The following is a 22411-nucleotide window of genomic DNA, read 5'->3' as shown; positions in this document are numbered from 1 at the left end:
CCGATCTCATCACCTGAGGCGAATCGGGACAAAGAAATGGCACTCTCCGCCAGGATCCGCTCTAATTCGGTTGTGTGACTGACCCAACCGAGGGTCGACAATGATCCGATGCTCGATCGATTCCCGCTGCTCCGCAGGAGCGGGTCGATCGCAACTGATTGCCCGTCTGATCCCTTCATTTGCAAGTTGGTCGATCGAGTGCCAAAACTGCGATTCGGACTTCGTACGCTCCTTGCCTTGCCCGTCTGTGTTGCCGCGTTCTATCTCGGTTGGACTTCGCACGCGTCGCATGTTCAATCCCAGTATGCCCGCGATGCAACCCTTGCCCAGCAGCGAAGCGACGAAATTCAACATCAGTTGACACGGCAACGTGCCGCAAGGGCGGCTGCACAGCAAGATGCATTTGAGGGAATCGAACATCGCAAACGGATGCAATCCTTTGAGCGTATGCTGCGTGACCCGGCAGGTGCAAAAATGTTTCCCGCAGGAACGTACTAAAATGAAGCGGTGGAAAGTCATACGGCACGGCGTCGTTTTTTCCGGAATGATTGCTTGCTCGTTCGTCGCCGGATGGTGGGCGCATGGTCACAATTTTGCAAAATCGCGACGCATCGATTTCGATTTTTCGAAGCCTTATCTCATACCCATTGATCGCGAATCAGCTTCGATTGCAGTGAGTCCCGCGTCAGCTTCGTTCCGCGTGGGTGATCGTATTGACATCTTCGCTCAGGTCGACGATTCGCTGGAACCTTTGATCCTCGACGCCATCGTCACTCGTCAAACGAAGACCAGTTTTGGAATGCTGTTGCCCTCTGGCGGAAGCGCATTGCTCGCCTACGCAAGGGGAAATGGGCTGCGTTTGGTCTATCGTCTTTCAAAAGCGCCATCCGATCCGGTCTCGCTCAAGCAATACCAACCTGAGCGAAATCGGCCATAGAATCGCGGGTTACCATGCGATTGACGCGTGGTCGCCGGGTAGAATGTTGCGGCTGTTCCTCTCCGACCGGATGTTCCCGCCACGCTGATCTGACACCATGACTGTCTTTGAAAAATCATTCGCCTCACTGGCTTTTGTCGCACTTTTCTGTTTGGGCGGTATTGAAAACGTTCGGTCCGCGGAACTGCCCAACATTGTGTTGATCCTGGTCGACGACATGGGCTACGGGGATCCGGGATGCTTCAATCCCGACAGCAAGATCCCGACGCCGAACATCGACTCGCTGGCGGCCGCGGGCATGCGTTTTACCGATGCACACGCCTCGGGACCGCTGTGTCACATGTCGCGCTATGGATTGATGACGGGACGTTACCCGTTCCGGATCAACGTGGGACGTTGGCCCAAACACGCGCTGATCGAGCCCGGCGAAGTCACGTTGCCGTCGCTGCTGCGGGATGCCGGATACCGAACGGCGATGGTCGGCAAATGGCACGTGGGGTTTGACGAGGACGGTTATGACAAACCGTTGCCCGGCGGTCCCGTCGATCGCGGATTCGATTCATTCTTCGGCATCCGGGCGTCGACGGACATCCCGCCGTACTTTTACATTCGTGACCGGACGGCAGTCACACCGCCCTCTGATTCGATTGCCGCCAACCAAAGCGACGGCTGGTCGCCGATCCAAGGGGCGTTTTGGCGCGCCGGAGGAATCGCACCGGGGTTGCAACTGGCAGACGTGCTGCCTCGATTCACCGAGGAAGCGTGTCAGGTGATTCGCTCTCACCAAGGCCGTGACGAACCGTTGATGTTGTACTTGGCCTATCCAGCACCGCACACGCCCTGGTTGCCGTCGAAAGAGTTTGCGGGCAAGTCGGGTGCGGGGATGTACGGTGATTTCGCGATGATGGTCGACGCGATGATCGGACGGGTGCTCAAACAACTCGACGCGGCGAACATGTCCGACCAGACGATGGTGATCTTCACCAGTGACAACGGGCCGGTGTGGTACGAAGCCGATGTGGAACGATTCGGACACGATAGTTCGGGCGGCTTGCGGGGCATGAAAGCCGACGCCTGGGAGTGCGGCCACCGGATGCCGATGATCGTGCGTTGGCCGGGAATCGTCGCGCCAGGATCGGTCAGCGATCAAACGATCAGCTTTGTCGACTTCTTGGCCACCGCGGATGAATTGACCGGATCAAGGGTCTACCAAAACAAGAACCAGAAGGACGTCGGACCGGACAGTTTCAGCTTTCTCGGTGAACTGACCGGCAAACCGTCCGACGCGCCCCAGAGGACGTCGCTGCCGCTCAAGAGCGGCAAGGGACTGATGACGATCCGACGCGGGGATTGGAAGTTCATCGACGGGGATGGATCGGGCGGGTTCAGTGATCGCGGAACGAAGGGCAAGTCCAAGGTCTCACGAGGCCAACTTTACAACCTGGCCGAAGACATCGCGGAAACGAATAATCTGGTTGATCAGTATCCGGAGATAGTGCGATCACTGCGTGACGAGTTAGCGAAGATCGAAGCGGCCCCGCGACACCGTGATGTGAGAGCGGAGTGAGCGCGGGGGGAGGCGGGAACCGTTGGTGTCTAGCCTTGGGGCGATCACCAACCGTTGGTGTCTAGCCTTTAGGCGATTCCCAACCTGTCGCTGCTTGGGACGTGAAATTAATTACTGACCAATATCCTACCCTTGCGAGCAAGACAATGTTTCCAGACAAAGGTTGTTAGACTCGTTTCATTGCAAGACGATCTTGATGATTCTGTCTCCCCTCTCCCCCAGAAATCCTAGCGAGCTTCAGCGAGTCAGGTTTTCTGGGGGAGAGGGGCCGGGGGTGAGGGGGATTCCCAGCCTTCGACGAAGCATTGGAGCGTGGGAGATTTGACGCAGATATTCCACGCCGAAGTGAAGAGAGCCGGCAACAATTGCATCACAGAATCGATCGAAATTTGGTGGGGCAATCGATGTGCAGCTAATCGATGACGAGCCCCTCACCCCCAGCCCCTCTCCCCAAAACAGATCGCGATCGACGACACTCTTTGATCAGTCTTTTTCGCGCGATCTGTTTTGGGGAGAGGGGAGCCATATGGGAGTGGGATCGCATCGTAATGAATCAGCAATACATTTCACGTTCCCCGCAGCGAGCGGCGACCGGCCGGAAGGGCCGTCGTACTTACTTGCCGATGCAATACAGGTTTTTGTCGCTACGCAAATAGAGTTTGCCGCCGGCGACGATCGGACTGGCGTTGAACGTGCTGCGGTCGTCGAGCCGGTTGTGCGCCAGTTGCTCGAATTCCGGTTTGGCGGCCAAGACGTAGGTGCCTCCGTTTCGCGTCACGACGTACAGTTTGCCGTCGCCGACCAGGGCCGACGCATAGGGCTGGCCGCGAAACCGCTCGGCGTAAATCACTTCGCCGTCGGCCAGTCGCACGCAGTAGGCGATCGTGTTGCGGTCGCTGACCCAATACAGGTGACCCTGGTGGATGACGGGCGATACGACGTTCGCTCCCGCCTTGGCTTCCCACAAACGGTGCGTGTCGGTGACGTCACCCCGACCGCCGGCGCGGACCGCAATGGCTCGCGAGGTCCGGCCGCCGATCACATAGACGACGCCGTCTTGCGAGACGATGCTGGGGCAGACGTAGTCTTGGATGCCGTCGCAGTTCCACAAGGGATCGCCGGTTGCCGGATCAAACGCCAGAATCTTGTCTTTCACGCTGACGACCAGTTCTTGCTTGCCGCCGTCGACGTCGACCAAGTGTGGCGTGTTCCACGAAGCCTTCATCCCATCGGCACGCCAAACCTCTTGCCCGTTACTCTTGTCGATCGCCACCAGCGAACCGCTTTCGACACTGGCGTTGACGATCACCAGATTCTTGTACAGGACCGGCGACGTGCCACATCCCCAGCCGTGGGTGTTGTCGCCCACGTCGGCCTGCCAGAGTTGGTTGCCGTCCAGGTCGAATTTCAAGACGCCCGTTTTGCCGAAGAAGACGTACAGGGATTCACCGTCGGTGACGGGGGTGGCCGCCGCATAGCCGTGATCCCGGACGCGTTCCGATTCGGGCAGTTTGGGCTGGACGTGCTGATCCCAAATCGTCGACCCGTCGCTGGCCAAGCAAACCACGTGCAACGTCAGGTCTTCCATCCGCCCGGGGGTCTCGCGGTCGATGCCGTACCCGCTGTAGCAGGTCAGGTACAAGCGGTCACCGAGTGCGATCGGGCTGGACGCGCCGGATCCCGGGAGTTCCGTTTTCCACACGACGTTCTCGGTTTCGCTCCAGACCAGCGGCAGGTCGGTTTCATGCGTCACGCCCTGACCGCCGGGGCCGCGAAATTGGGGCCAATCGGCGGCGTGAGCATTCAACAAGAAGGTGGTTGCAACTAGCAATGACATCGAAACGGGAGCAACTCGCATGGCAGTTCTCGCGGAGGTGGGTGGAGGGCTTGGGCAGAATGATTCGGGGCAGAATGATGGGGCGATGGCGGGGTGGTGGATGGTTATGGCAATTCGATTTGGATCAGTGCGGCGTTGGTTCCGCCGACCAGGACGTTGCGGCCGCCAGGGGCGATGGCGATCGCGTAGGCGGGCCCGTCGATGCCCTGGCCGATCGCCGTCACCTGAACGGTCTCGGGGTGGATCAAATATACCTTGCCGTCGTCACAACAGGCTGCGACGTGCGACCCGTCGTGCAGCCAGCGGATTTGCCGTGGTTTTGACGGCAGCCTTGCGAAACGCACCATGCGCCCGATGGTCGGTTGCCAAAACCGGACCGTCGCGTCGTCGCTGGCCGAGGCGATCATCGGCAACCCGGCATTGGATGGACGCAACGCGACACAGCCGACCGGTTGAACATGGATCGCCATGTTGCGAATAAGCGTGCCGGTTTGTGTTTCCCAGACACGAAGACTTTGGTCGATCCCCGCACTGACGATCAGCCCCGGGGCGTCAAGATGCTCGATCGTCAAGACGCCTCGCGAGTGTCCTTTCAGCGTCAACAATTGTTCGCCTGTGGTGGTGTCCCAAATCAGCACGTTGTGATCCAGGCCGGCCGAGGCGAGTCGGGTTTCGTCCATCCAGTCGATGGCCATGGCGGAATCAAAATGTCCGTCGAGGATTCGCAGCGCATCGCCGTCGGGCCAGGAAAGGATTTCGACGGTTCCGTTTTCCGCTGGAGTTCCGCCGGCGACGGCCAGACGTTCGCCGCCGGGGGAAAATGCAAGGTCGTGAAGATTGGGCGATGACACCTGAATCATTCGTTGCAGCTGAAGTTCCGGCCAGCGGTAGACGGCCACACCGGCCTGGGAACTGGCGACCAGCGACGAACCGCCCGGAGCAAAGACGATGGCGGTGATCGGCGGCTCGCCGGCACGGCAAAGCGAAACGGCCATGGTCACCGAGAGAAACAACAGGGATCGAACGAGAGTCATCATTGGTTTGGTCAAATGGGCGGAGGCTGTATCCAATATAATCTTTGCGACCCATGGATACCGCGGGCATGTCACGACGCTCCCCGGAGCACGGGAAATTCTGCGGATCCACCTTCTGGCGAAGGTAGCTACGTGGGAACGGCGATTGGCAACATTTCATGTGCATCGCGGTGGGCAGTTCGCGTTGCACGCTGACGAAGGAAGCAACGCATGAGTGATTCCCCCCACCATTTGCTGCTGGTCGAAGACGACGCGGAGTTGTCCGGCATGATGAAAGACTTTTTGACCGGCAAGGGATACCGCGTGTCGGTCGAGGCGAACGGCTTGGCGGCGATCCGCCGAATCGAAACCGAATCCTATGACGCGGTCATCTTGGACATCGGGCTGCCGGGGGCGGACGGTTTCAGTGTTTGCAACAGCATCCGTCCCAGCTTCGGCGGACCGATCCTCGTGTTGACCGCGCGTGGCGAGGAGATGGATGAAGTCGTGGCGTTGGAGGCCGGGGCAGACGACTTCATGAGCAAACCGGTGCGTCCCAATGCCCTGCTCGCTCGATTAAAAATCCATCTTCGTCGGTTCGATTCCAGTTCCTCCGAGTCGACTGCCCGCTCGGCCGACATCGTGGTGGGCGACTTGAGCATCAGCCTTGGCAGTCGCAGCGTCACGGTCGGGGATCAAGCGATCGAACTGACGACCGCCGAGTTCGACTTGATCGAATACCTGGCCCGCCGCGCCGGCACGGTGGTCTCGCGCAAGGAACTGTACGTAAATCTTTTGGAAATCCCCTATGATGGCATGGATCGCTCCCTGGACTTGCGCGTTTCGCGGTTGCGTCGAAAACTGGGCGACGATCCCCACAAGCCGACCCGCATCAAGTCCGTGCGCGGCGTCGGGTATCTCTATGCCAAATGATGTGACGCCATGACGCGATTGTTCCTGCGATTCTACCTGGGGGTGATCGTCATCTTGATCGCCGCGTGGTTGATTCAGACCGTTGTATTTCGCAAGAGTTCGGTCGCAGAAAACATCCCCGTGATCGAAGACATCTTTGCCGGCAGCGGACGTCTGGCGCGCGATCGAATCGTCGCCGGTGGTGAAGACGGGTTTCCCGAAACCATGCAGTACCTGAAAAGCCAGTTCGACTATCCGATCCGTGTGGTGTCGCGTGAGAATCGTCCGATGGACCAGACGTCGGTCGAACGTTTGGATCGCGGCGAAAGCATCCTGTATTTCGATCGGCTGGAAACGGCCATTCCCGATTCTCCGTATCTGGTCGAACTGGGGCCCCTGCCGAGATTTGACGAGCCGAGCCAAGCCGAACTTTCCCTGGGCCTCGGGGGCGTGTTTTTGTTGACCGCGATCGGGATTGCGTTTCTGCTGCATCCGATCAGCAAACAACTGCGCGGCGTCGAGCGAACGGCGCTCGCCATCGCCGGCGGTGACTTGAGTGCACGAATCGATTACGGCAGATTTCGGCATAGCGGACCGCTGGCAGAAGCGTTCAACACCATGGCCGATCGCGTCGAAAACCTGTTGCGATCCCAGCGTGAATTGCTGCAGATGGTCTCGCACGAGTTGCGTACCCCGTTGGCCCGGATCCGGTTTGCGACCGAATTGATTGCGTCGGCGGACGATCAGGACGAGCGAGCCCAGCGGTTGGCCTCGATCGAAGTGGCGACCGATCAATTGGACGATCTGGTCGGCGAACTGCTGACCTACGTGCGGCTGGATGCCGAAGGTTCCCAAGCGGAGTCAGCGTCGCGATGCTGCGAATCCTTTGATGTCCGGAATTTGGTTTCCGAGTTGATCGAGTATCACGCCCCGCTGTACCGAGACATCGATTTTTGCAACGCGATCTCGGAGACGATTGCGGAGATCAACGGTGATCGAACCGCGATCGCGCGGGCGATCGGCAACTTGATCAGCAACGCCGGAAAATACGCGGCTTCCAAAGTCGTCGTCTCCGTGACCGAATCGGGTGACGAGCTTTGTTGCCTGATCGACGACGACGGCAAAGGCATCGCCGCGGCGGATCGCGACACGGTCTTTCAGCCCTTTCAGCGACTCGCCGGCGAAGCAAGCGACACAGACGCTCAGGCCGGCACCGGGCTCGGGTTGGCGTTGGTCCGGCGGATTGCCGAGCGGAATGGCGGGACGGTGGCGGTGTCCGAGAGTGAACTGGGGGGAGCGAGATTCACGTTAGCGCTGCCGGCCAATCGTGAAATCAGCGAGGCTTGATGACGACCGCCGTCACGTCGTCTTTGATCGGATCGGGATCGCAATACGCGGTCACCGCGGCGATCAACTCGGAAGCGATTTCCGAGGCCGATTTCTCGCGATGCTGATGCACGACTTCCACCGCGCGGTCTTTGCCGAACGCAACGTGATCGCCGTCCCGCGCCTCCCAAATTCCGTCGGTCATCAGCAAGACGATCTGACCGGGCGAGAGTTCGACGCTGCCATCAATCTGGTAGGTGTGCTCCGGGTCGACGCCGGTCGGAATACCCTGGGTCAACAATTCCGCGGACCGCCCATCGGCTTCGATCAAGAATCCACGATGCCCGGCACCGACATAGGTAAATCGCATGGCGGCGGGATCAAGCCGGGCAAAGAACAGCGTGACGAAAAGCGACTGGAAGGTGTCTTCGCAAATCCCGTGGTTGGCGATCGTGACCAGTTTTCCGACGTCTTCGTACAACGCCGCGATGGAACGTAGCAAACGCCGCGTGCCGACGGTGATCATCGCCGGTCCGATCCCGTGCCCGCAAACGTCCGCCAGGACGATGTCCCACTTGCCGTCGCCGTGATCGATGAAATCGAAAAAGTCGCCGGAGGTCGAATCGATCGCCACGCAGCGTCCTGCGACATCGAATCCCGGGATTTCCGGGGGATCGTTGGGCAGCAGGTACTCTTGAATCTGTTTGGCAAACTGCAGCTCGCGATCGACCGTCCGCTGTCGATGCTCGACCAATCGTCGCTTGTGGCGTTCGATCGCATAGAGCAACGACCGGACCAGCACTTCGCCATCTAATTGAGATTTGCCGACGTAGTCTTGGGCGCCCAGTCGCATCGCCGTGATGCCCAGCGATTCGTCGTGCTGGCCGGTCAAGATCACGATCGGCTGGTCAGGAAACGGATCGTGGATTTTGCAAAACGTCTCCAGCCCCGCCGAGTCGGACAGGTTTAAATCCAGAATCAATGCGTCTGGGGCAAGGCCGCCGGCGAGCCGCTCAAGGGTCTCGGCCAGCGTCGAGGCTTCGGTCACGGTGAAACGCCCGTCCCTTTCCAACCGCTCTCGCACGACCATTCGATCGACGCGGGAATCTTCGACGACCAGAACCCGAAACCGGTCGTCGGGGGCAGCACCCGATTGGCTTGGCTGATTGTCCATCATCGAGATCGACGCGAATCGGTCCACAGAAATGAATGCCCCGGTGGCATGAGACGACCACACTTCATCATTGTCGGGACCGAATCATTCAGTGCTCTTGAGTGCGTTGGTGACCGTGCCGCGGATTTCGAACACGGTCCCATCCAAATTCAACACCCGGAACACCTCGCGAATCGATTCGCGCATCCCACACAGGTACAGACGTGTTTGGCGCGGTTTGAGTTCGGAGTGCAATTGGATCAAGATCCCGACGGTTTCCGAGGAGCAGAACCGGACGGAGGCGAAATTGACGATCAGACGTTTCGGGTCGCACTTTTCCACCATCGCGAACAGTTCACGTTTGGTTTGAACCAGCGACTCCGTCGACAGCACGCTCGCATCGTGAAGGTGGACGACATGGGCGCCGTCGATTTCCTGCAGGTCGAATTGTTCGTATTCCGGCGCTGCGACCTCTTCTTCGGCCGCCGGCGGGGAGCTTTTCTGATCACGGCTTTGCGTGGTCAGCGGCGTCATGCGGAACAGACTGTCCATCGCCGTGGCCAGCTCACGCGCCGACGCATGGCGTTCGCTGGCCCCGAACGACAATGCTTTGGCAAAGGTCTGTCTGAATTGCTCGGCGGCCTGTTTCTCCAGGCCGGCGTACAACGCATTTTGAAACACTTCTTCGGCCGATTGCGGGGCATGACCGGTCAGCACGAAGAACCCGATCGCGGCCAATGAATAGACATCGGATTGGGGGCGCACCGCGTCTCCGGATCCGACCGAGACCTCGGGGGCGGCAAACTCGTTGCGGAATTCGGCCGATTCGCCGTCGTCCTCCGACAACAGCATCCCCGGCATGCCCAGGTCTGCGATCACCGGTTCACCGTTCTTTTCCAGCACCACGGCCTCGGGGGACAGGTATCCGTGGACCAGTCCGGCGGCGTGCATTTGGCTGACGCCCAGTGCGAGCTTGCCGACCAGCAATGCGACTTGTCGTGGTTCGATCAACGCAGCCTGCTTGGGTTCGATCGTGGCATTCTGGGCCGTGATCTCGCGCAAGTTGGGGCCGGCGACGAGCGTCGTGGCCAAGTAATCGACTCCATCGGCCTGGCCAAAATCCAACACGGCCGACAAATGGGCATTCCGCAAGCTGGCCAGCGCGTGGGCACGGGCATCGAAATCCTTACGGACTTGGGGATCCAGACCTGAAAAATCCGCGATCCGGATGGTCAGCTCTCGATCCAAGTGCGGATCGTAGGCCAAATAGACGGACTGGCGCCCTTCGCGTTTGAGCAGTTTCTTGAGCTCAAACCGGCCTACGGTTTTGATGTTTGTTTCTTCCATCCTTTGGTCGTCTCCAGTAACCAGACCAAAGCGGACGGGTGGGATCGAGAAGTCTAATATTGATTACTCGGGCGGAGCTGTCAACTAACCGACGCTCCATTAGCAGGGGGACTCTCCGAGGGGTTCCGGGGCCGCCACTAGCCGTGGTCGCCGGATCGCCGCGAGCTGCCATTTCGCCGCCGAAACGGGACCGGCAAAATCCAAATTCCCAATTTCGAGTCGCGATCCGGAGAGCCGACCCGGCAGCCGGCGACACAGGGCGATAAACTAAGGATCGCTGTGGGCCGCCCGGCGAGGATGCGGGGGCGATCCCGACTTTTCCCCTCGAGATCTCCGAACGCGCGGATTGAAGATGACAACTATTTTGGTCGTGGACGATTCACGAGTCGATCAGACGCTGGTCCAGGGGATTTTGTCGAACGATTGCGACGTCGAGCTCCGTTTCGCCAACCACGGTGTCGAGGCGATGGAATCGATCCGAAAGGAGACGCCCGACTTGGTCGTGACCGATTTGATGATGCCGGAAATGGACGGGTTACAACTGGTCCGCTGCATCCGCCAGGAATCCCCCGAGGTGCCGGTGATCGTGATGACCGCAATGGGATCGGCCGCCAACGCCATCGAAGCGCTGGAAGTCGGAGCGGCCAGCTTCGTCCCGAAACTGCAATTGACCGAACGGCTGTCCGACACCGTGGGCCAGGTGCTGATGCTCAAGCACGCCGGGCATCCCTACGGGGGTGTGGTCAAATGTTTGGCAGACGCGGAACTGACGTTTCGTCTACGCAGCGACATCACTCTGATCCCACAATTTGTCGACTTGGTGCAGAAGACGACGTCGGGGTTAGAGATTTGCGACGCGACTGAAACGATCCGAATCAGTTTGGCGCTCGAGGAGGCGTTGTTGAACGCGTTGGTGCATGGCAATTATGAACTCACCGACGAAGTGGCCGGCAACGGGATCAACCCCAAGAGCGAGGTGTTTTGCAAGCGGTCGGCCGAACCGCCGTACTGCGATCGGGTGATCTTCGTCAAGCTGCACGTCAGCGGCGACGCGGTCACATTCGTCGTCCGAGATGAAGGCCCCGGATTTGACGTCGCCCAGTTGCCCGATGAACACGACTTGACGCCGTTCGAGGGCGGGCTGGGCCGAGGCGTTCGTTTGATGCGATCGTTCATGGACCAGGTTACTTTCAACGCCCAAGGCAACGAGGTCACGCTTGTCCGTCAATTCCAACGGACTGCCGACGGACCATGATGTATCTCTCCCGATAAGCCGAGCTTTCCAACTTCTCTGACCTGAGTGATTCCGATGATCAATCTGCGCCGAATACTCACCGTGATTGACGTCGAGACGTCCGCGGAATCTCAGTACGCCGAAGCCCTGGCGATGGCGGGACGCTACCAGGCGGAATTGCACCTGCTGCACGTCGTCGCCCCGCAGGTGATCCCCCGCTTCGGCAGCGAAAAACGTTTGCAACAGGCACGCGAAAAACTCTCCGCACTCCAGATCTCCAACGAACAGGTTTCCGTCATCCGTGACATCCGCCGCGGGACGCTGGTCGATTGTGTTTCCGGCTACGTCCGGGATCATGCCATCAACATGGTCGTCATCGCCCCCGGCGGCGTCGCCGCCTCGGGCAAGAAAGAATATCGCGGAATCGTCAACCGCTTACTGGACGTGTTGCCGATCCCCGTGGTGGTCCAGCCGTATGAGAACCGGAACGAATCGAATCAAATCCATCGCGCGTCCGCCGTTCTGCAAACGTTGCTGGAGGACCCCGTGGCCGGAGAGCGCGAAGAGACGCTGAAGCGGCTGCATCAGGCGGTCGAGACGGAGTTGGAATTGCCCGCCGACCCGGCCGAACGACTGGTCACGCAATTGGAAATGCGAGGCATCTTGATCTGGCATCAAGCAGAATCAGACGGCGACTCCGGCGAGGAAACGGACGGCGATCCGAGTTCCGATCGGGGACATTGGTCCATCGATCCGGCCCCCGTCGAAGAAGCACACCTTGTCGATGAAAACAGCGATGAAGCGGAAGAGACGACCACGGCGATCAGCTTGCTGCGTCGGGCGATCGAAGCCGAAGCGACGGACATCCACATCGATCCGCTGTCCCGCGACGAACACGTCGTGCATTTTCGCGTCGATGGCAAGATGCAACAGTTCTGCACGATGCATCACAACATCGCCACGCAAGCGATGAAGCAATTAAAGCTGATGGCCAACGTCAGCTTGTCCGACCCGTTCCGCCCGGCCGAAAGTCGCTTGGACCTGCCCGATTCGATCTCCACCCACGAGGTCCGGATCACGACCGCACCGGTCGCCCAGGGCGAAGCGATCGCGCTGCGATTGATCGACTACGAACAATCACGCCGACCGCTCAGCGAATTGGGGTTGTCGCAAAACTCGTTCGCTTCGGTCTATCGCATGTTGCACCGACGGTCCGGCGTCGTCTTGATCAGCGGTCCCACCGGTGCGGGCAAAACGACGACCGCTTATTCAATCTTGAATGTCCTGTTCTCGGAAAAGCAAAACATCATTTCGATCGAGGACCCGGTCGAATTGATCGTGCCCTTCATGCGTCAGATCGATGTCGACCAACGGCACGGATTCACCATGGCCGCCGGGCTGTCGACGATCTTGCGGATGGATCCCGATGTCGTGTTTGTCGGCGAGATCCGTGACCAGGAAGGGGCCAAGGTCGCGATGCACGCGGCGTCCTGCGGCAAACGGGCCTTCAGCACGATCCACCGACGCGACGTGTCGTCCACGCTTTCGGCGATGCTGGATTTCGAGATCGATCCGGCCACCTTGGCCAGCAACCTGTCCGGGGTGATCACCCAGCGGCTGGTCCGACGGTTGTGCACGCATTGTTGTCAGGTCAGCCCGGTGACTCGGCAGGAGCAAACGTTGTTTGAATCCCACAATCTGGTCGTCCCGACCACGATCGCTCGGCCCAGGTCCTGCCAGCACTGTCGGGGAACCGGGTACAAGGGCCGGATCGGGGTCTTTGAGGCGGTGGTGATCGATGACGAATTGATCGACGCGATTCAAAAACGCAAACAGGAATCGGAAATCCGCTCGATCATCCGCGCCGGCGGAGCCGGGCTGGTGCGCGACGCCTTGATGAAGGTCCGTGACAAAATCACGTCGATCCAGGAAGTGCAGGACATGAGCTGGATGACCGAGACGATGCCGATCGAGAGCCCCTCGGAGAACAACGACGACTCCTACCAACGCGGCGCACCCTTCCTGCACCTGCCGTCTCGCTGATGTCGGGGCCAGAATCTTGGCTCCGCTTACATCGCCTCGCCGAGCGTCTGTTTGCCACCGACGATCGGCAGCGAAAGCGATGTCGCGTCCAGGTCGATCGTCAGTTCCGTTCCCGGCGTCGGGTGCAGCGTGAAGTCTTTGTCGCTGGAAAAGATCATCAGGCCGATTTGCTGGCCTTTGGGAATGATTTGATCGTCGGGCTGCAGATCGAACGACACCTCGTAGAACTCTCCCGGCACCAACGGTTCACTCTCGGTGATCGAGTTTCGGTTTTGTGGATCGGCCCAACCCCGGGTGATGATGTTGTCGGTGATCTTGGCGTTCTTGTTGTTGTTCCACGGCAACGAGACCAGCCAGACGGACAGATTGACGGCCGGTTTGCTGCTGGCCAGCTTGATCGTGATCCGCGGCGTTCCGGAAATGTGGATCGGCGCTTTCAATTCGGGCGTCGTGTAGATCAACCGATGCTCGGTCCACTCGGCTTGTGCCAGCGAGGCGCCGTCGAACGAGAAGTTGTCGACCAGCGTTTCGGTCCCCTGGTCCGTGGTCGGCGTGATGCCGAGTGATCCCCGTTCGGGGGCGCCGGCGGACAAGTGGAACGTCACCGGTTCGGCGTCGGGATTGGGGTAATCGGGATAGGACGTCGGTTTGTCTTGTTTGTCCTTTTCGCGAACGATCCACGCCCGCGGGTCTTTTTCGACATCGTTTTCCACACCGTGCAGGTAACGCGTGAACCAACGGTTCATCATCTTGATCGGCGGCGGCCCGCCGTGCCCGCCTTGGTGAAAGAACACCTGTGCCGGAACGCCTTTGGCTTTGACCGCCTCGTAAATCCGAACGCTGTGCTCGGGGACGACATTCCAGTCGTTGAAGGCGTGTGCCATCAGCACCGCAGCCTTCAACGGTTCCAAATCGTTCAGGTAATCGCGTCCGGCCCAAAAGTCGTTGTAGTCACCGTTGACCCGGTCGAACTGCTTGAGCATTTCTTCATCGCGGACGTTGCAATCACAATAGTCACGTCGTGCTTCGGGGCCGCTGTGGATAAAGTCGTACAGATAGTCGATGTCTTCACCCAGGTAACCGTACGGGTGCCGCACCAGTCCGTTGGAACGGTAGTAGTGATAGTACGACGTGTTGGGCGCCACGGGGATGATCGCTTCCAATCCTTCCACGCCCGTCGTCGCCGCCGCCAAGGGGATGGTGCCGTTGTAGGACGTTCCCGTCATGCCAACCTTTCCGGTGCACCAATCCGCCGTCACCTTTTCGTCACCATCGGGAGTCGTGTATCCATCGGCCCGGCCGCACAGCCAATCGATCACCGCTTTGGGTGCCAGCGATTCGTTGTCACCGCCGACGGTCGGACAGCCTTGCGAAAGTCCCGTTCCGGGGGACGAGGAATGAACCACGATGTAACCGCGCGGGACCCAGTCTTTTTCATGCCGCTTGGAGATGATCGGACGCATCCCGGTTCGCTCGACGGGGCCAAAGTGTTTCCGCTCCGGCGGCGCCTGGCCGAGTTCTTGACGCGGGTTCCAAAAGTATTCCTGTCCCTTGGCGCCGGTGCCCGCATAGTAGGGGCTGGAGTTGTAAACCACCGGCAACTTCAAGCCGTCGGTTTCGGTTTGCCGCTGGCGGGTCACACTGACGTGCATCCGATCCAGTTTGCCGTCGCCGTCAGAATCAAATTCGGTTTCGACCCACAGGTCATGGCGGATCCAATAGTCGGAATCCTCAAACGCTTTGACCACCTGAGCCTCGCCGTCTTTGAACACCGGCTTGGCCGGTTCGGCGGCGATGCCGACCGTTGGGCCGGCGAGGAGGAGCGTAAAAACGCCGAGTGTGAAACGGACCGGATGTGCCAAACGCAACAAAAGCATGGTGGATCTCGTGGTGATTCGAACCGGACGGATTGTTCGCTGTCGGTCGTTGTAGCGTATTCAAAGGGACCGTCCAGGTCTGCGACAATCCTGCGCCGGATGAGGAAAAGAGGTGGTCAAAAAATGGGTTGGTCAAAAAATGAATTGGGGGGGCCGAGACGGTTACCCAGCGCTTAGGTTCTTTGTGGGGCTGTTAGGTCCTTGGTGAGGTCAGTCGTTTGGCGTTAGCCCACATGCACCCTCATCATTCTGTCCCGAATCATTCTGCCATCTCTATCCGGATCCCCACCGCCGTGAAGGGGCTCGTAGGCTAGGTGGAGAGGTAGGAAAATTTTGGAGGTAAGAAGATTGCCATGCACCCCGTGCAATCAATTTCAGCCCTGCCATTTTTTGACCAGCCGATTTTTTAACCAACCCCGTCACCTTCTTCACGATTTGACGATGTCGTCGATCACGTTGCCGTGCACATCGGTCAGGCGGAAGTAGCGGCCTTGGTAGCGGTAGGTCAGCTGTTCGTGGTCGATCCCCAACTGGGCCAAGATGGTGGCTTGCAGGTCATGCACATGGACGGGGTTTTCGACCACGTTCACGCTGTACTCGTCGGTTTCGCCATACGTCATCCCACCGCGAATGCCTCCGCCGGCCATCCAATAGGTGAAGCAATTGGGGTGGTGGTCACGGCCATAGATTTTGTCGGTCAACTTGCCTTGGCAATACACCGTCCGGCCGAATTCACCGCCCCAGATCACCAGCGTTTCATCCAGCATGCCGCGTTGTTTCAGATCGCGTAGCAGGGCCGCGGTGGGCTGGTCGGTATCGCGACACTGGGCGGGGACTTGTTTTGGCGCATTGTTGTGCGCGTCCCAACCGCGATGGTACAGCTGGATGAATCGCACACCCCGCTCGGCCAAGCGACGCGCCAGCAAGCAGTTGTAGGCGTACTTGCCGACCTGAGTCGCCTGTGGTCCGTACATGTCCAGAATGGCTGGGGGTTCGTCATTGACGTCGATCAATTCCGGGACGCTCATTTGCATCCGGTAGGCCAGTTCGTACTGGGCAATCCGGGTGGCGATCGCGGGGTCATTGAAGTGGTCGGCACGCTCTTGGTTTAACTGTTCGATCGAATCGAGCATTCGGCGGCGTTGCGTTCGCGTGACGCCGGCGGGATTGTACAGGTCCAGAATCGGATCGCCCTGGCCGCGAAACTTCACGCCTTGAAAACGTCCCGGCAGGAATCCCGCCCCCCACAGCCGGTCATAAAGCGGTTGACCGGCCTTGGCCGATCCGTTGGACGTCATCGCCACGAACGCGGGCAGATTCGCGTTCTCGGTGCCCAAGCCATAATTCACCCAAGCCCCCATGCTAGGCCGACCGGCGATCACCGAACCGGTTTGAAACAAGGTCGCTGCCGGGTCATGATTGATCGCTTCAGTGTACATGCTCTTGATGACACAGATGTCATCGACCACCTTGGACAGGTGCGGCAACGTCTCGCTCAGCCAAATGCCCGACTGTCCGTGTTGTCGGAACTTAAACGTGCTCGGCGCAACCGGGAATGACGACTGACCGGATGTCATCGTCGTCTTTCGTTCGGCCGGATAAACCGACAACGGCACTTCCTCGCCGAACCGTTTGGCCAGTTCTGGCTTGTAGTCAAACAAGTCCATCTGTGACGGGCCGCCGGATTGGAACAGATAGATCACACGTTTGGCTTTGGGAGCGATCGTCGAAATGGCCGAGGAAACGCCGACCGGCGGGGGCGTCGATTCGGCCGCACCGAGCAGTGAGCCGAGCAGTGAACCTGCAGCAATCGATCCCAGCCCTAGCGCACTGCCGCCCAGAAAGGCGCGTCGGTTGTGTTGTCGCTTGAATTCTTCCCAGGGATTCATCTCAGTTCTCCGCAATGGCCTCGTCCAGATTCAGAATCGTATTGGCGACCAACGCCAGTGCCGCCAACTCGATCGGATCCGATTCAGGTGAGTGAGGGGTTTCGCCGACCGACAGCAATCGCAGCGCGGCATCCGGGGCTTTTCGGAATTCCTCCCGGTACGCGCCGAAGTCCTCGACCAACACGGCAAGTTCGTCCGGCCGCGGTTGTCGGCTGGTCACCAACCGGAACGCCCTGGCGATCGATCGCGATTGGGACGGGGCATCGGGAATCATCACCCGCTGGGCCAGGTGCCGTGCGGCTTCGACGAAGGTGATGTTGTTCATCATCGTCAATGCTTGCAGCGGGGTCGTGGTTTGATCGCTCCGCACGATGCACGTCTCGCGCGCTGCGGCGTTGAATGCCATCATCGTCGGTGGCGGGACGGTCCGTCGCCAGTAGGTGTACATGCTGCGGCGATACAGTTTTTCCCCTGAGTCCTGTTTGTATTTCGCGTTGGAAATGCTGCTCCAAATTGCCGGCGGCATGTATGGTTTGACCGACGGGCCGCCGATCGAATCGCTCAGCAAGCCGCTGGCGAACAGTGCCGTGTCGCGGATCGCAAAGGGTGACAGGCGCTTCCGGGGGCCGCGGGCCAGCAGGCGGTTTTCGGGGTCGCGTTCGAGCAGAGTTTCTGGCGCCGAGGACTGTTGCCGATAGGTCGCGCTGGTCACGACCAACCGGTGCATCGCTTTGACGTCCCAGCCGGTGCGGATGAATTCGGTCGCCAACCAATCGAGCAATTCTGGGTGGCTGGGCATTTCACCTTGGACGCCAAAGTTCTCGCTGGTCTTGACCAGTCCGGCCCCAAAATGATGCTGCCACAGACGATTGATCGTCACCCGTGCCGTCAGCGGGTGCCCGGGATCGACCAGCCAGCGGGCCAGCCCCAAACGATTGTTCGGCCAATCCTCGTTCCAGGCTCCCAAGACCGGTGGCGTTCCTGGTTCTAGCTTTTCCGACCTGTCCGGTTGATCGTACTGGCCCCGCTCCAGTCGATACGTGTCGCGTGGTTGGTCCAGTTCGTGCAATACCATCACCGTGTCTTCGCCGCCGGGTTGCGGTCGCGGGACGGACGTTTGCACGACCTTGATCTTGACCGGTTCGGGGACAACGAACTTCAATTGATCCTCGGTCAGATTCGGCCAGGTCTTCGGGACCTTGATGAACGGCGGACTGTTGCCGTTGTTCGGTCCCAAGCCGGCTTCGTCGATGTTGTTGAAGAACGCGAACAGACGATAGAAATCGTTTTGCGAGATCGGATCGTACTTGTGGTCGTGGCATCGCGAGCAGGTCATCGTCAGCCCCAAGAACACCGTGCCGGTCGTTTCCACTCGGTCGGCGACATATTCGACGATCCATTCATCGGGGATCGAGCCGCCTTCGGAATTGATGCGGTGGTTGCGGTTGAATCCCGTCGCGACTTGGGTCAAGAAATTGCGATCCGGTAGCAGGTCACCGGCCATCTGCTGGACGACAAATTGGTCGAACGGCAGGTTGTCGTTCAACGCGTCGATCAGCCAATCGCGCCACACCCACATGTAACGCAGCCGATCGTTTTGGTAGCCATCGGTATCGGCGAACCGGGATGCCTCCAGCCAATCGACGGCCATGTGTTCGCCGTAGCGCGGTGATTCGAGCAACCGGTCCACCGCCCGCTCGTACGCGCCGCCGCCGCGATCGTTCAAAAAGGTATCCAGCTCTTCGATCGTCGGCGGCAGCCCGGTCAGATCAAAACTGACGCGGCGAAGCAGCGTCGCCTTGTCGGCTTCGGCCGAAGGTTTCAATCCTTCCCCTTCCAACCGCGAAAGGACAAATCGATCGATCGGGTTGCGTGGCCAGCTGGTGTCGTTCACCGTCGGTAAATCAGGGCGCAGCGGTGGGATGAAGGCCCAGTGTCGGTCGTCGATCGGCCACTCGGCACCTTCGGCCAACCAGCGTTTCAGTTTCGCACGATCGCCGCGACGCAAGTGACGATTCGAATCGGGCGGCGGCATCCGCACCTCGGGATCGGTGCTCGTTAGCCGCTCGAGCATGTCGCCGGAATCGAGCACGCCAGCGTCCAGAGCCGCCTGGCGATCATCCAAACGAAACCCGCCCTCGCGGGCCGCCGCATCCGGCCCGTGGCAGTGATAACAGGCATCGGAAAGGATCGGACGAATGTCGGCGGCGAAATCCAGTTTGACGGAGGACTGCGGATCGGCGGCCCTGGTGGAATCGGCAGCCAGGGTGGAGCATCCGAGACAAACCAGCAAAACGGTCAGTGCTGCGACTGGAAGTCGGAAGGAATTCACGGTCAAAAAGACTCTCGGGAAGGGAATGCAACCGGAGCGGTTGGGCGGGGCCTGATCGGCAAGAGAGCGGGGGGGGGGTGGACGCGTGTGCCGAGCAATACGCACCTCCCATGATACACCTAATCGACGTGACGCTCACGCTGTTTTCGCATCGCTCGGGTCAGCAGCGTGCCGTTTCAAGCGTGTTTTTCTGAGTTTCGGTTTGGGATCAGCCGTCTGGCGCCGACCTACGGGAATTTTGTCGTTCTGCCCCGAATCATTCTGCCATCCCTGTCCGGATTTCCGCTGAAGTGGCGGGGCGTCACTCTCGAATCGAACGCGTTGGACGAGAGGATGATGAAACGCGGTTCCGGCACAGGGGCAAGCCGGCCGAACATCGGCGGTGTCGGGGCGGACGAGGCAAGGGTGGTCAGGAAATGAGGTGGTCAGGAAATGAGGTGGTCAAAAAATGAGGTGGTCAAAAAATGAGGTGGTCAAAAAATGAGGTGGTCAAAAAATAGGGTGGTCAAAAAATGGGGTGGTCAAAAAATGGGGGGCAAAAAATTGGGGGCAAAAAATTGGGGGCAAAAAATTGGGGGCAAAAAATCGCTCCCACGCTGCTTCTGTTCTTTTTCCGCTCCATTTTTTGACCACGTAATCTTTTGACCAACTCACCCGCCAACTTGCGGACTCCTCTGCCACCGAGGCCTGACGCGGCAGATCCGTTTCTCCCGAGCGCAGAGGCCCGATCTTGACCGCGACTCCGCCTCGCCCCTTGCTGACGCTACGGGCTGGCATCATCACGTCGATCAAAGCAGCGTGCTGTCGTCGAGTTCCGCTCGCGGAAGAGCCTGGCTGGCAGCGTTTCTATTTTGCCTGCCATCCCGGGATCGGGATGCGTGAGGCGTTGCGGAGGATGTTGTCGTGGACCAGGATGCCCGCGTTGCCGACGAAGTAGGCGTTGGTGTTGTCGACGATCAGGTTGTGCGCTTCGACCGGACTTCCACCTTCGGTGATTTCGATCGGTTGGGATTCACCGATCCCCTGCAATCGATCGCCCGGGTTCAGATCCTTGGCCATCGTCCAGCCCTTGCCGATCACCCAGAACGGGTGACCGACGGTCGACGTGATCTCTTCGCCGGCGACGGTGATTCGCATCGTGGCGCTCGGTGGCCGGAGCGTGGTCTGCGTCACGAGTTGAAACGACAATTCTCCCGTGTCGGTGTCTTGCGAAAGCACTTTGTCGCCGCGGCGAATCGTTTCGATCGGGCGTTTTCCCGTCTCGGTGTGAACCAAGGTCCCGGCCGGGAAACATTCACAACGGCGAGCAGACGGCAAACGGATCACGCGTTGGCGGTAGTCGGCATTGGTAAAGTAGTACTCGGGTTTTGTTTCGGTGACCAAGTACTCGTTGTAATTCTTCCACCAGTCCCACCACAAACGCGGGACGTCGTCCATCTGTTCGCCGGTCGCGGTGCGGAGTGCGGTGAAAATCCGATCATTGGCAGACTTGATCCGCGCATTGTTCGTCGTGATCGTACGGACGGTGTTGTTGACTCGACTTTGCTGCCGACGCATTTCACGTGCAACGAGCGACCGATACAGGGCTGAATTGCGAGCGGCGGAGTCCAGCACTTGAAAGCGGGCGCTACTGGATTGGCTCAAGTTAATCGCATCGTCGGGGCGTTCTTTGCGCATTTGGATCGCGCTGACGACGTAGTCACCGACCTGGTTGGTCGTTGAAACGAATTTGACCGGTGACTCCATGCGGTTCAAATACTGGGGAGTGTAGGCGTGAATCGGATGTCCGGCCAAACCTTCCGCTGCAGCTTGCCGCGCCGAGGCATCCTCGAGGCTGAGCGAGAGTTGCACCAACGCATCCGACGCGACCTGGGACGGGATGCTCGCGATCGTCCGGATCAGGTGACGCTGCAGGTCCGGTTCGGCGGTTGGAACCAACTTTGCCATCGATGGAATCGCGTCAGGATCATTGATTTCGGCTAGCTCTTTCCATGCCGCGGAACCGTGGCTGTCGGGATTGCCCTCGATTTCACGTCTCAGCCGGTTCAGCTTCGGCGCCCAGGCACGTTGGGCACGGCGAATCTTGGAGGACGCTTGTTTGTAGGCTTCGATCTGGTCGGTGGTCACCAGTTGCCCGCGAAATTCCCTTAGCTTCAGACGTTTGCGTGCTTCGTCGTTTGTGTTGTCAACGGCGATCACGTTCCTCCAGTGCATGCGTTCGCGATCATCCAGCTCGTTTTGCCGGCACCATCGCGCCAGAGCGATCTCACCGGCAAGGCTTCCCGCGTATTGGTCTCGCAGCGTTTCGTATTCGGAGATGACCTCGTCGATGGCATTGAGAAACGCCGAGCGACTGGCAGGCATCCATTGATCGTCGTGTTTGACATATCCGGCCAACGAGCGCGCCGTTGAGTCCTCCGGATTGTGTTTCAAAGCGAGCGACAAAAGCTCCAGGCGGCCATCGGCATCGCCGTCCAGTTCTGCTTGCAGGGCTCGCTGGACCAAGGACGGGGAATCGGCGACGTTGTCGTTCGCAGGCAGACTGCCGCAGACGCACAACGTACACAAAAGCGATCCGAGCAGCGAAAGGCGACACTGCAGTAAACGTCCCATGCCTGGCGAATCATTCATCGTGTCACCCTTGGATTTTGAGATTCGATCTGAGATTCGATCGGGGGTTCGTCGCACTTGTGCATACCCGACACGGCCGGTGCAAAAAACGCGCCGTCGCCGGCATGCCGAAGAGGACTCCGTTTTACCGCACGTTTGACGGTGATCGCAAACCTTTCCGTGGTTTTTGCGAGTGATCGAATCGATCGCGCCGCCGTCTCAATCCTAAACCTCCCATTTTGTTGCAGTGAGCGAGTTAAAGGTTCATACTCGAATGATACGGGGTAGGTGTTGGTGTCCAGACTTTAGCCGCCCGGGGTCGCTGCATCACAGC

Annotated in this window: 16 protein-coding genes; 7 read left to right on the top strand and 9 right to left on the bottom strand. The window is 59.3% G+C overall.

The window, feature by feature from the left end; translation table 11 throughout:
- Positions 1 to 108 precede the first annotated feature (108 nt).
- The 3 genes from H1B37_RS19895 to H1B37_RS19885 all read left to right on the top strand — a co-directional run bounded on the left by H1B37_RS19895 (position 109) and on the right by H1B37_RS19885 (position 2504).
- Positions 109 to 498: a hypothetical protein gene (locus H1B37_RS19895; protein WP_182868402.1), complete on the top strand. Its 390-nt coding sequence runs from the start codon at positions 109 to 111 to the stop codon at positions 496 to 498.
- 1 nt (position 499) lies between these two features.
- The gene (locus tag H1B37_RS19890; protein WP_182868401.1) at positions 500 to 937 is read left to right on the top strand and encodes a hypothetical protein; all 438 of its coding nucleotides are present in this window, start codon (positions 500 to 502) and stop codon (positions 935 to 937) included.
- A gap of 97 nt (positions 938 to 1034) precedes the next feature.
- Entirely contained in the window at positions 1035 to 2504 is a 1470-nt protein-coding gene (locus H1B37_RS19885) for a sulfatase family protein (RefSeq protein ID WP_182868400.1), read from the top strand.
- 613 nt (positions 2505 to 3117) lie between these two features.
- Here H1B37_RS19885 and H1B37_RS19880 read toward each other — a convergent pair.
- Together H1B37_RS19880 and H1B37_RS19875 are read right to left on the bottom strand one after the other, a co-directional pair.
- Positions 3118 to 4362, bottom strand: a complete 1245-nt coding sequence (locus tag H1B37_RS19880; protein WP_182868399.1) for an outer membrane protein assembly factor BamB family protein — start codon at positions 4360 to 4362, stop codon at positions 3118 to 3120.
- Positions 4363 to 4445: 83 nt separating this feature from the next.
- Positions 4446 to 5378 (bottom strand): WD40 repeat domain-containing protein, encoded by a 933-nt coding sequence (locus H1B37_RS19875; protein WP_182868398.1) that lies wholly within the window; start codon positions 5376 to 5378, stop codon positions 4446 to 4448.
- 207 nt (positions 5379 to 5585) lie between these two features.
- On the opposite strand from H1B37_RS19875, the gene H1B37_RS19870 reads away from it, so the two are divergent.
- Both H1B37_RS19870 and H1B37_RS19865 read left to right on the top strand, forming a co-directional pair.
- Entirely contained in the window at positions 5586 to 6287 is a 702-nt protein-coding gene (locus H1B37_RS19870) for a response regulator (RefSeq protein ID WP_182868397.1), read from the top strand.
- A gap of 9 nt (positions 6288 to 6296) precedes the next feature.
- On the top strand, positions 6297 to 7613 hold the full coding sequence (locus H1B37_RS19865) for an ATP-binding protein (RefSeq protein ID WP_182868396.1): 1317 nt from the start codon (positions 6297 to 6299) through the stop codon (positions 7611 to 7613).
- On the opposite strand, the gene H1B37_RS19860 is transcribed toward H1B37_RS19865, so the two are convergent.
- The gene (locus tag H1B37_RS19860; RefSeq protein WP_182868395.1) at positions 7600 to 8769 is read right to left on the bottom strand and encodes a PP2C family protein-serine/threonine phosphatase; all 1170 of its coding nucleotides are present in this window, start codon (positions 8767 to 8769) and stop codon (positions 7600 to 7602) included. The two genes, H1B37_RS19865 and H1B37_RS19860, sit on opposite strands and share 14 nt — an antisense overlap.
- 81 nt (positions 8770 to 8850) lie before the next feature.
- Positions 8851 to 10092, bottom strand: coding sequence for a protein kinase domain-containing protein (locus tag H1B37_RS19855; protein WP_182868394.1), 1242 nt, complete (start codon positions 10090 to 10092; stop codon positions 8851 to 8853).
- Positions 10093 to 10444: 352 nt separating this feature from the next.
- Here H1B37_RS19855 and H1B37_RS19850 point away from each other — a divergent pair, with 352 nt between their 5' ends.
- Together H1B37_RS19850 and H1B37_RS19845 are read left to right on the top strand one after the other, a co-directional pair.
- Positions 10445 to 11347, top strand: coding sequence for an ATP-binding response regulator (locus H1B37_RS19850; protein ID WP_182868393.1), 903 nt, complete (start codon positions 10445 to 10447; stop codon positions 11345 to 11347).
- A gap of 54 nt (positions 11348 to 11401) precedes the next feature.
- Positions 11402 to 13369 carry an ATPase, T2SS/T4P/T4SS family gene (locus H1B37_RS19845; protein ID WP_182868392.1) on the top strand — a complete coding sequence of 656 codons (1968 nt, stop codon included), beginning with the start codon at positions 11402 to 11404 and terminating at the stop codon, positions 13367 to 13369.
- Between the two features lie 26 nt (positions 13370 to 13395).
- Here the strand turns inward: H1B37_RS19845 and H1B37_RS19840 are convergent, their stop codons facing one another.
- From H1B37_RS19840 to H1B37_RS19820, 5 genes are all read right to left on the bottom strand, one after another.
- Positions 13396 to 15246: a Xaa-Pro dipeptidyl-peptidase gene (locus H1B37_RS19840; protein WP_182868391.1), complete on the bottom strand. Its 1851-nt coding sequence runs from the start codon at positions 15244 to 15246 to the stop codon at positions 13396 to 13398.
- A 428-nt stretch (positions 15247 to 15674) separates the two neighbouring features.
- A complete protein-coding gene (locus H1B37_RS19835; RefSeq protein WP_182868390.1) occupies positions 15675 to 17135 on the bottom strand; it encodes a DUF1501 domain-containing protein in 1461 nt (486 codons plus the stop codon).
- 1 nt (position 17136) lies between these two features.
- Positions 17137 to 19467 (bottom strand): PSD1 and planctomycete cytochrome C domain-containing protein, encoded by a 2331-nt coding sequence (locus H1B37_RS19830; RefSeq protein WP_182868389.1) that lies wholly within the window; start codon positions 19465 to 19467, stop codon positions 17137 to 17139.
- Between the two features lie 489 nt (positions 19468 to 19956).
- Positions 19957 to 20259: a hypothetical protein gene (locus H1B37_RS19825; RefSeq protein ID WP_182868388.1), complete on the bottom strand. Its 303-nt coding sequence runs from the start codon at positions 20257 to 20259 to the stop codon at positions 19957 to 19959.
- A gap of 54 nt (positions 20260 to 20313) precedes the next feature.
- Positions 20314 to 22098 carry a polymorphic toxin-type HINT domain-containing protein gene (locus H1B37_RS19820; protein WP_182868387.1) on the bottom strand — a complete coding sequence of 595 codons (1785 nt, stop codon included), beginning with the start codon at positions 22096 to 22098 and terminating at the stop codon, positions 20314 to 20316.
- Positions 22099 to 22411 lie beyond the last annotated feature (313 nt).

The sequence above is a fragment of the Stieleria mannarensis genome, from assembly GCF_014154935.1.
GTDB classification, from domain to species: Bacteria; Planctomycetota; Planctomycetia; order Pirellulales; family Pirellulaceae; genus Stieleria; species Stieleria mannarensis.
The sequence above is the reverse complement of the archived record's forward strand: the minus strand, read 5'-3'. Positions and strand labels throughout refer to the sequence as shown.

Bases quoted from the DNA above. Each gene is read 5' to 3' on its own strand.
- H1B37_RS19895 (WP_182868402.1), top strand. From the start codon at position 109: ATGCTCGATCGATTCCCGCTGCTCCGCAGGAGCGGGTCGATCGCAACT.
- H1B37_RS19890 (WP_182868401.1), top strand. From the start codon at position 500: ATGAAGCGGTGGAAAGTCATACGGCACGGCGTCGTTTTTTCCGGAATG.
- H1B37_RS19885 (WP_182868400.1), top strand. From the start codon at position 1,035: ATGACTGTCTTTGAAAAATCATTCGCCTCACTGGCTTTTGTCGCACTT.
- H1B37_RS19880 (WP_182868399.1), bottom strand. From the start codon at position 4,362: ATGCGAGTTGCTCCCGTTTCGATGTCATTGCTAGTTGCAACCACCTTC.
- H1B37_RS19875 (WP_182868398.1), bottom strand. From the start codon at position 5,378: ATGATGACTCTCGTTCGATCCCTGTTGTTTCTCTCGGTGACCATGGCC.
- H1B37_RS19870 (WP_182868397.1), top strand. From the start codon at position 5,586: ATGAGTGATTCCCCCCACCATTTGCTGCTGGTCGAAGACGACGCGGAG.
- H1B37_RS19865 (WP_182868396.1), top strand. From the start codon at position 6,297: ATGACGCGATTGTTCCTGCGATTCTACCTGGGGGTGATCGTCATCTTG.
- H1B37_RS19860 (WP_182868395.1), bottom strand. From the start codon at position 8,769: ATGATGGACAATCAGCCAAGCCAATCGGGTGCTGCCCCCGACGACCGG.
- H1B37_RS19855 (WP_182868394.1), bottom strand. From the start codon at position 10,092: ATGGAAGAAACAAACATCAAAACCGTAGGCCGGTTTGAGCTCAAGAAA.
- H1B37_RS19850 (WP_182868393.1), top strand. From the start codon at position 10,445: ATGACAACTATTTTGGTCGTGGACGATTCACGAGTCGATCAGACGCTG.
- H1B37_RS19845 (WP_182868392.1), top strand. From the start codon at position 11,402: ATGATCAATCTGCGCCGAATACTCACCGTGATTGACGTCGAGACGTCC.
- H1B37_RS19840 (WP_182868391.1), bottom strand. From the start codon at position 15,246: ATGCTTTTGTTGCGTTTGGCACATCCGGTCCGTTTCACACTCGGCGTT.
- H1B37_RS19835 (WP_182868390.1), bottom strand. From the start codon at position 17,135: ATGAATCCCTGGGAAGAATTCAAGCGACAACACAACCGACGCGCCTTT.
- H1B37_RS19820 (WP_182868387.1), bottom strand. From the start codon at position 22,098: ATGAATGATTCGCCAGGCATGGGACGTTTACTGCAGTGTCGCCTTTCG.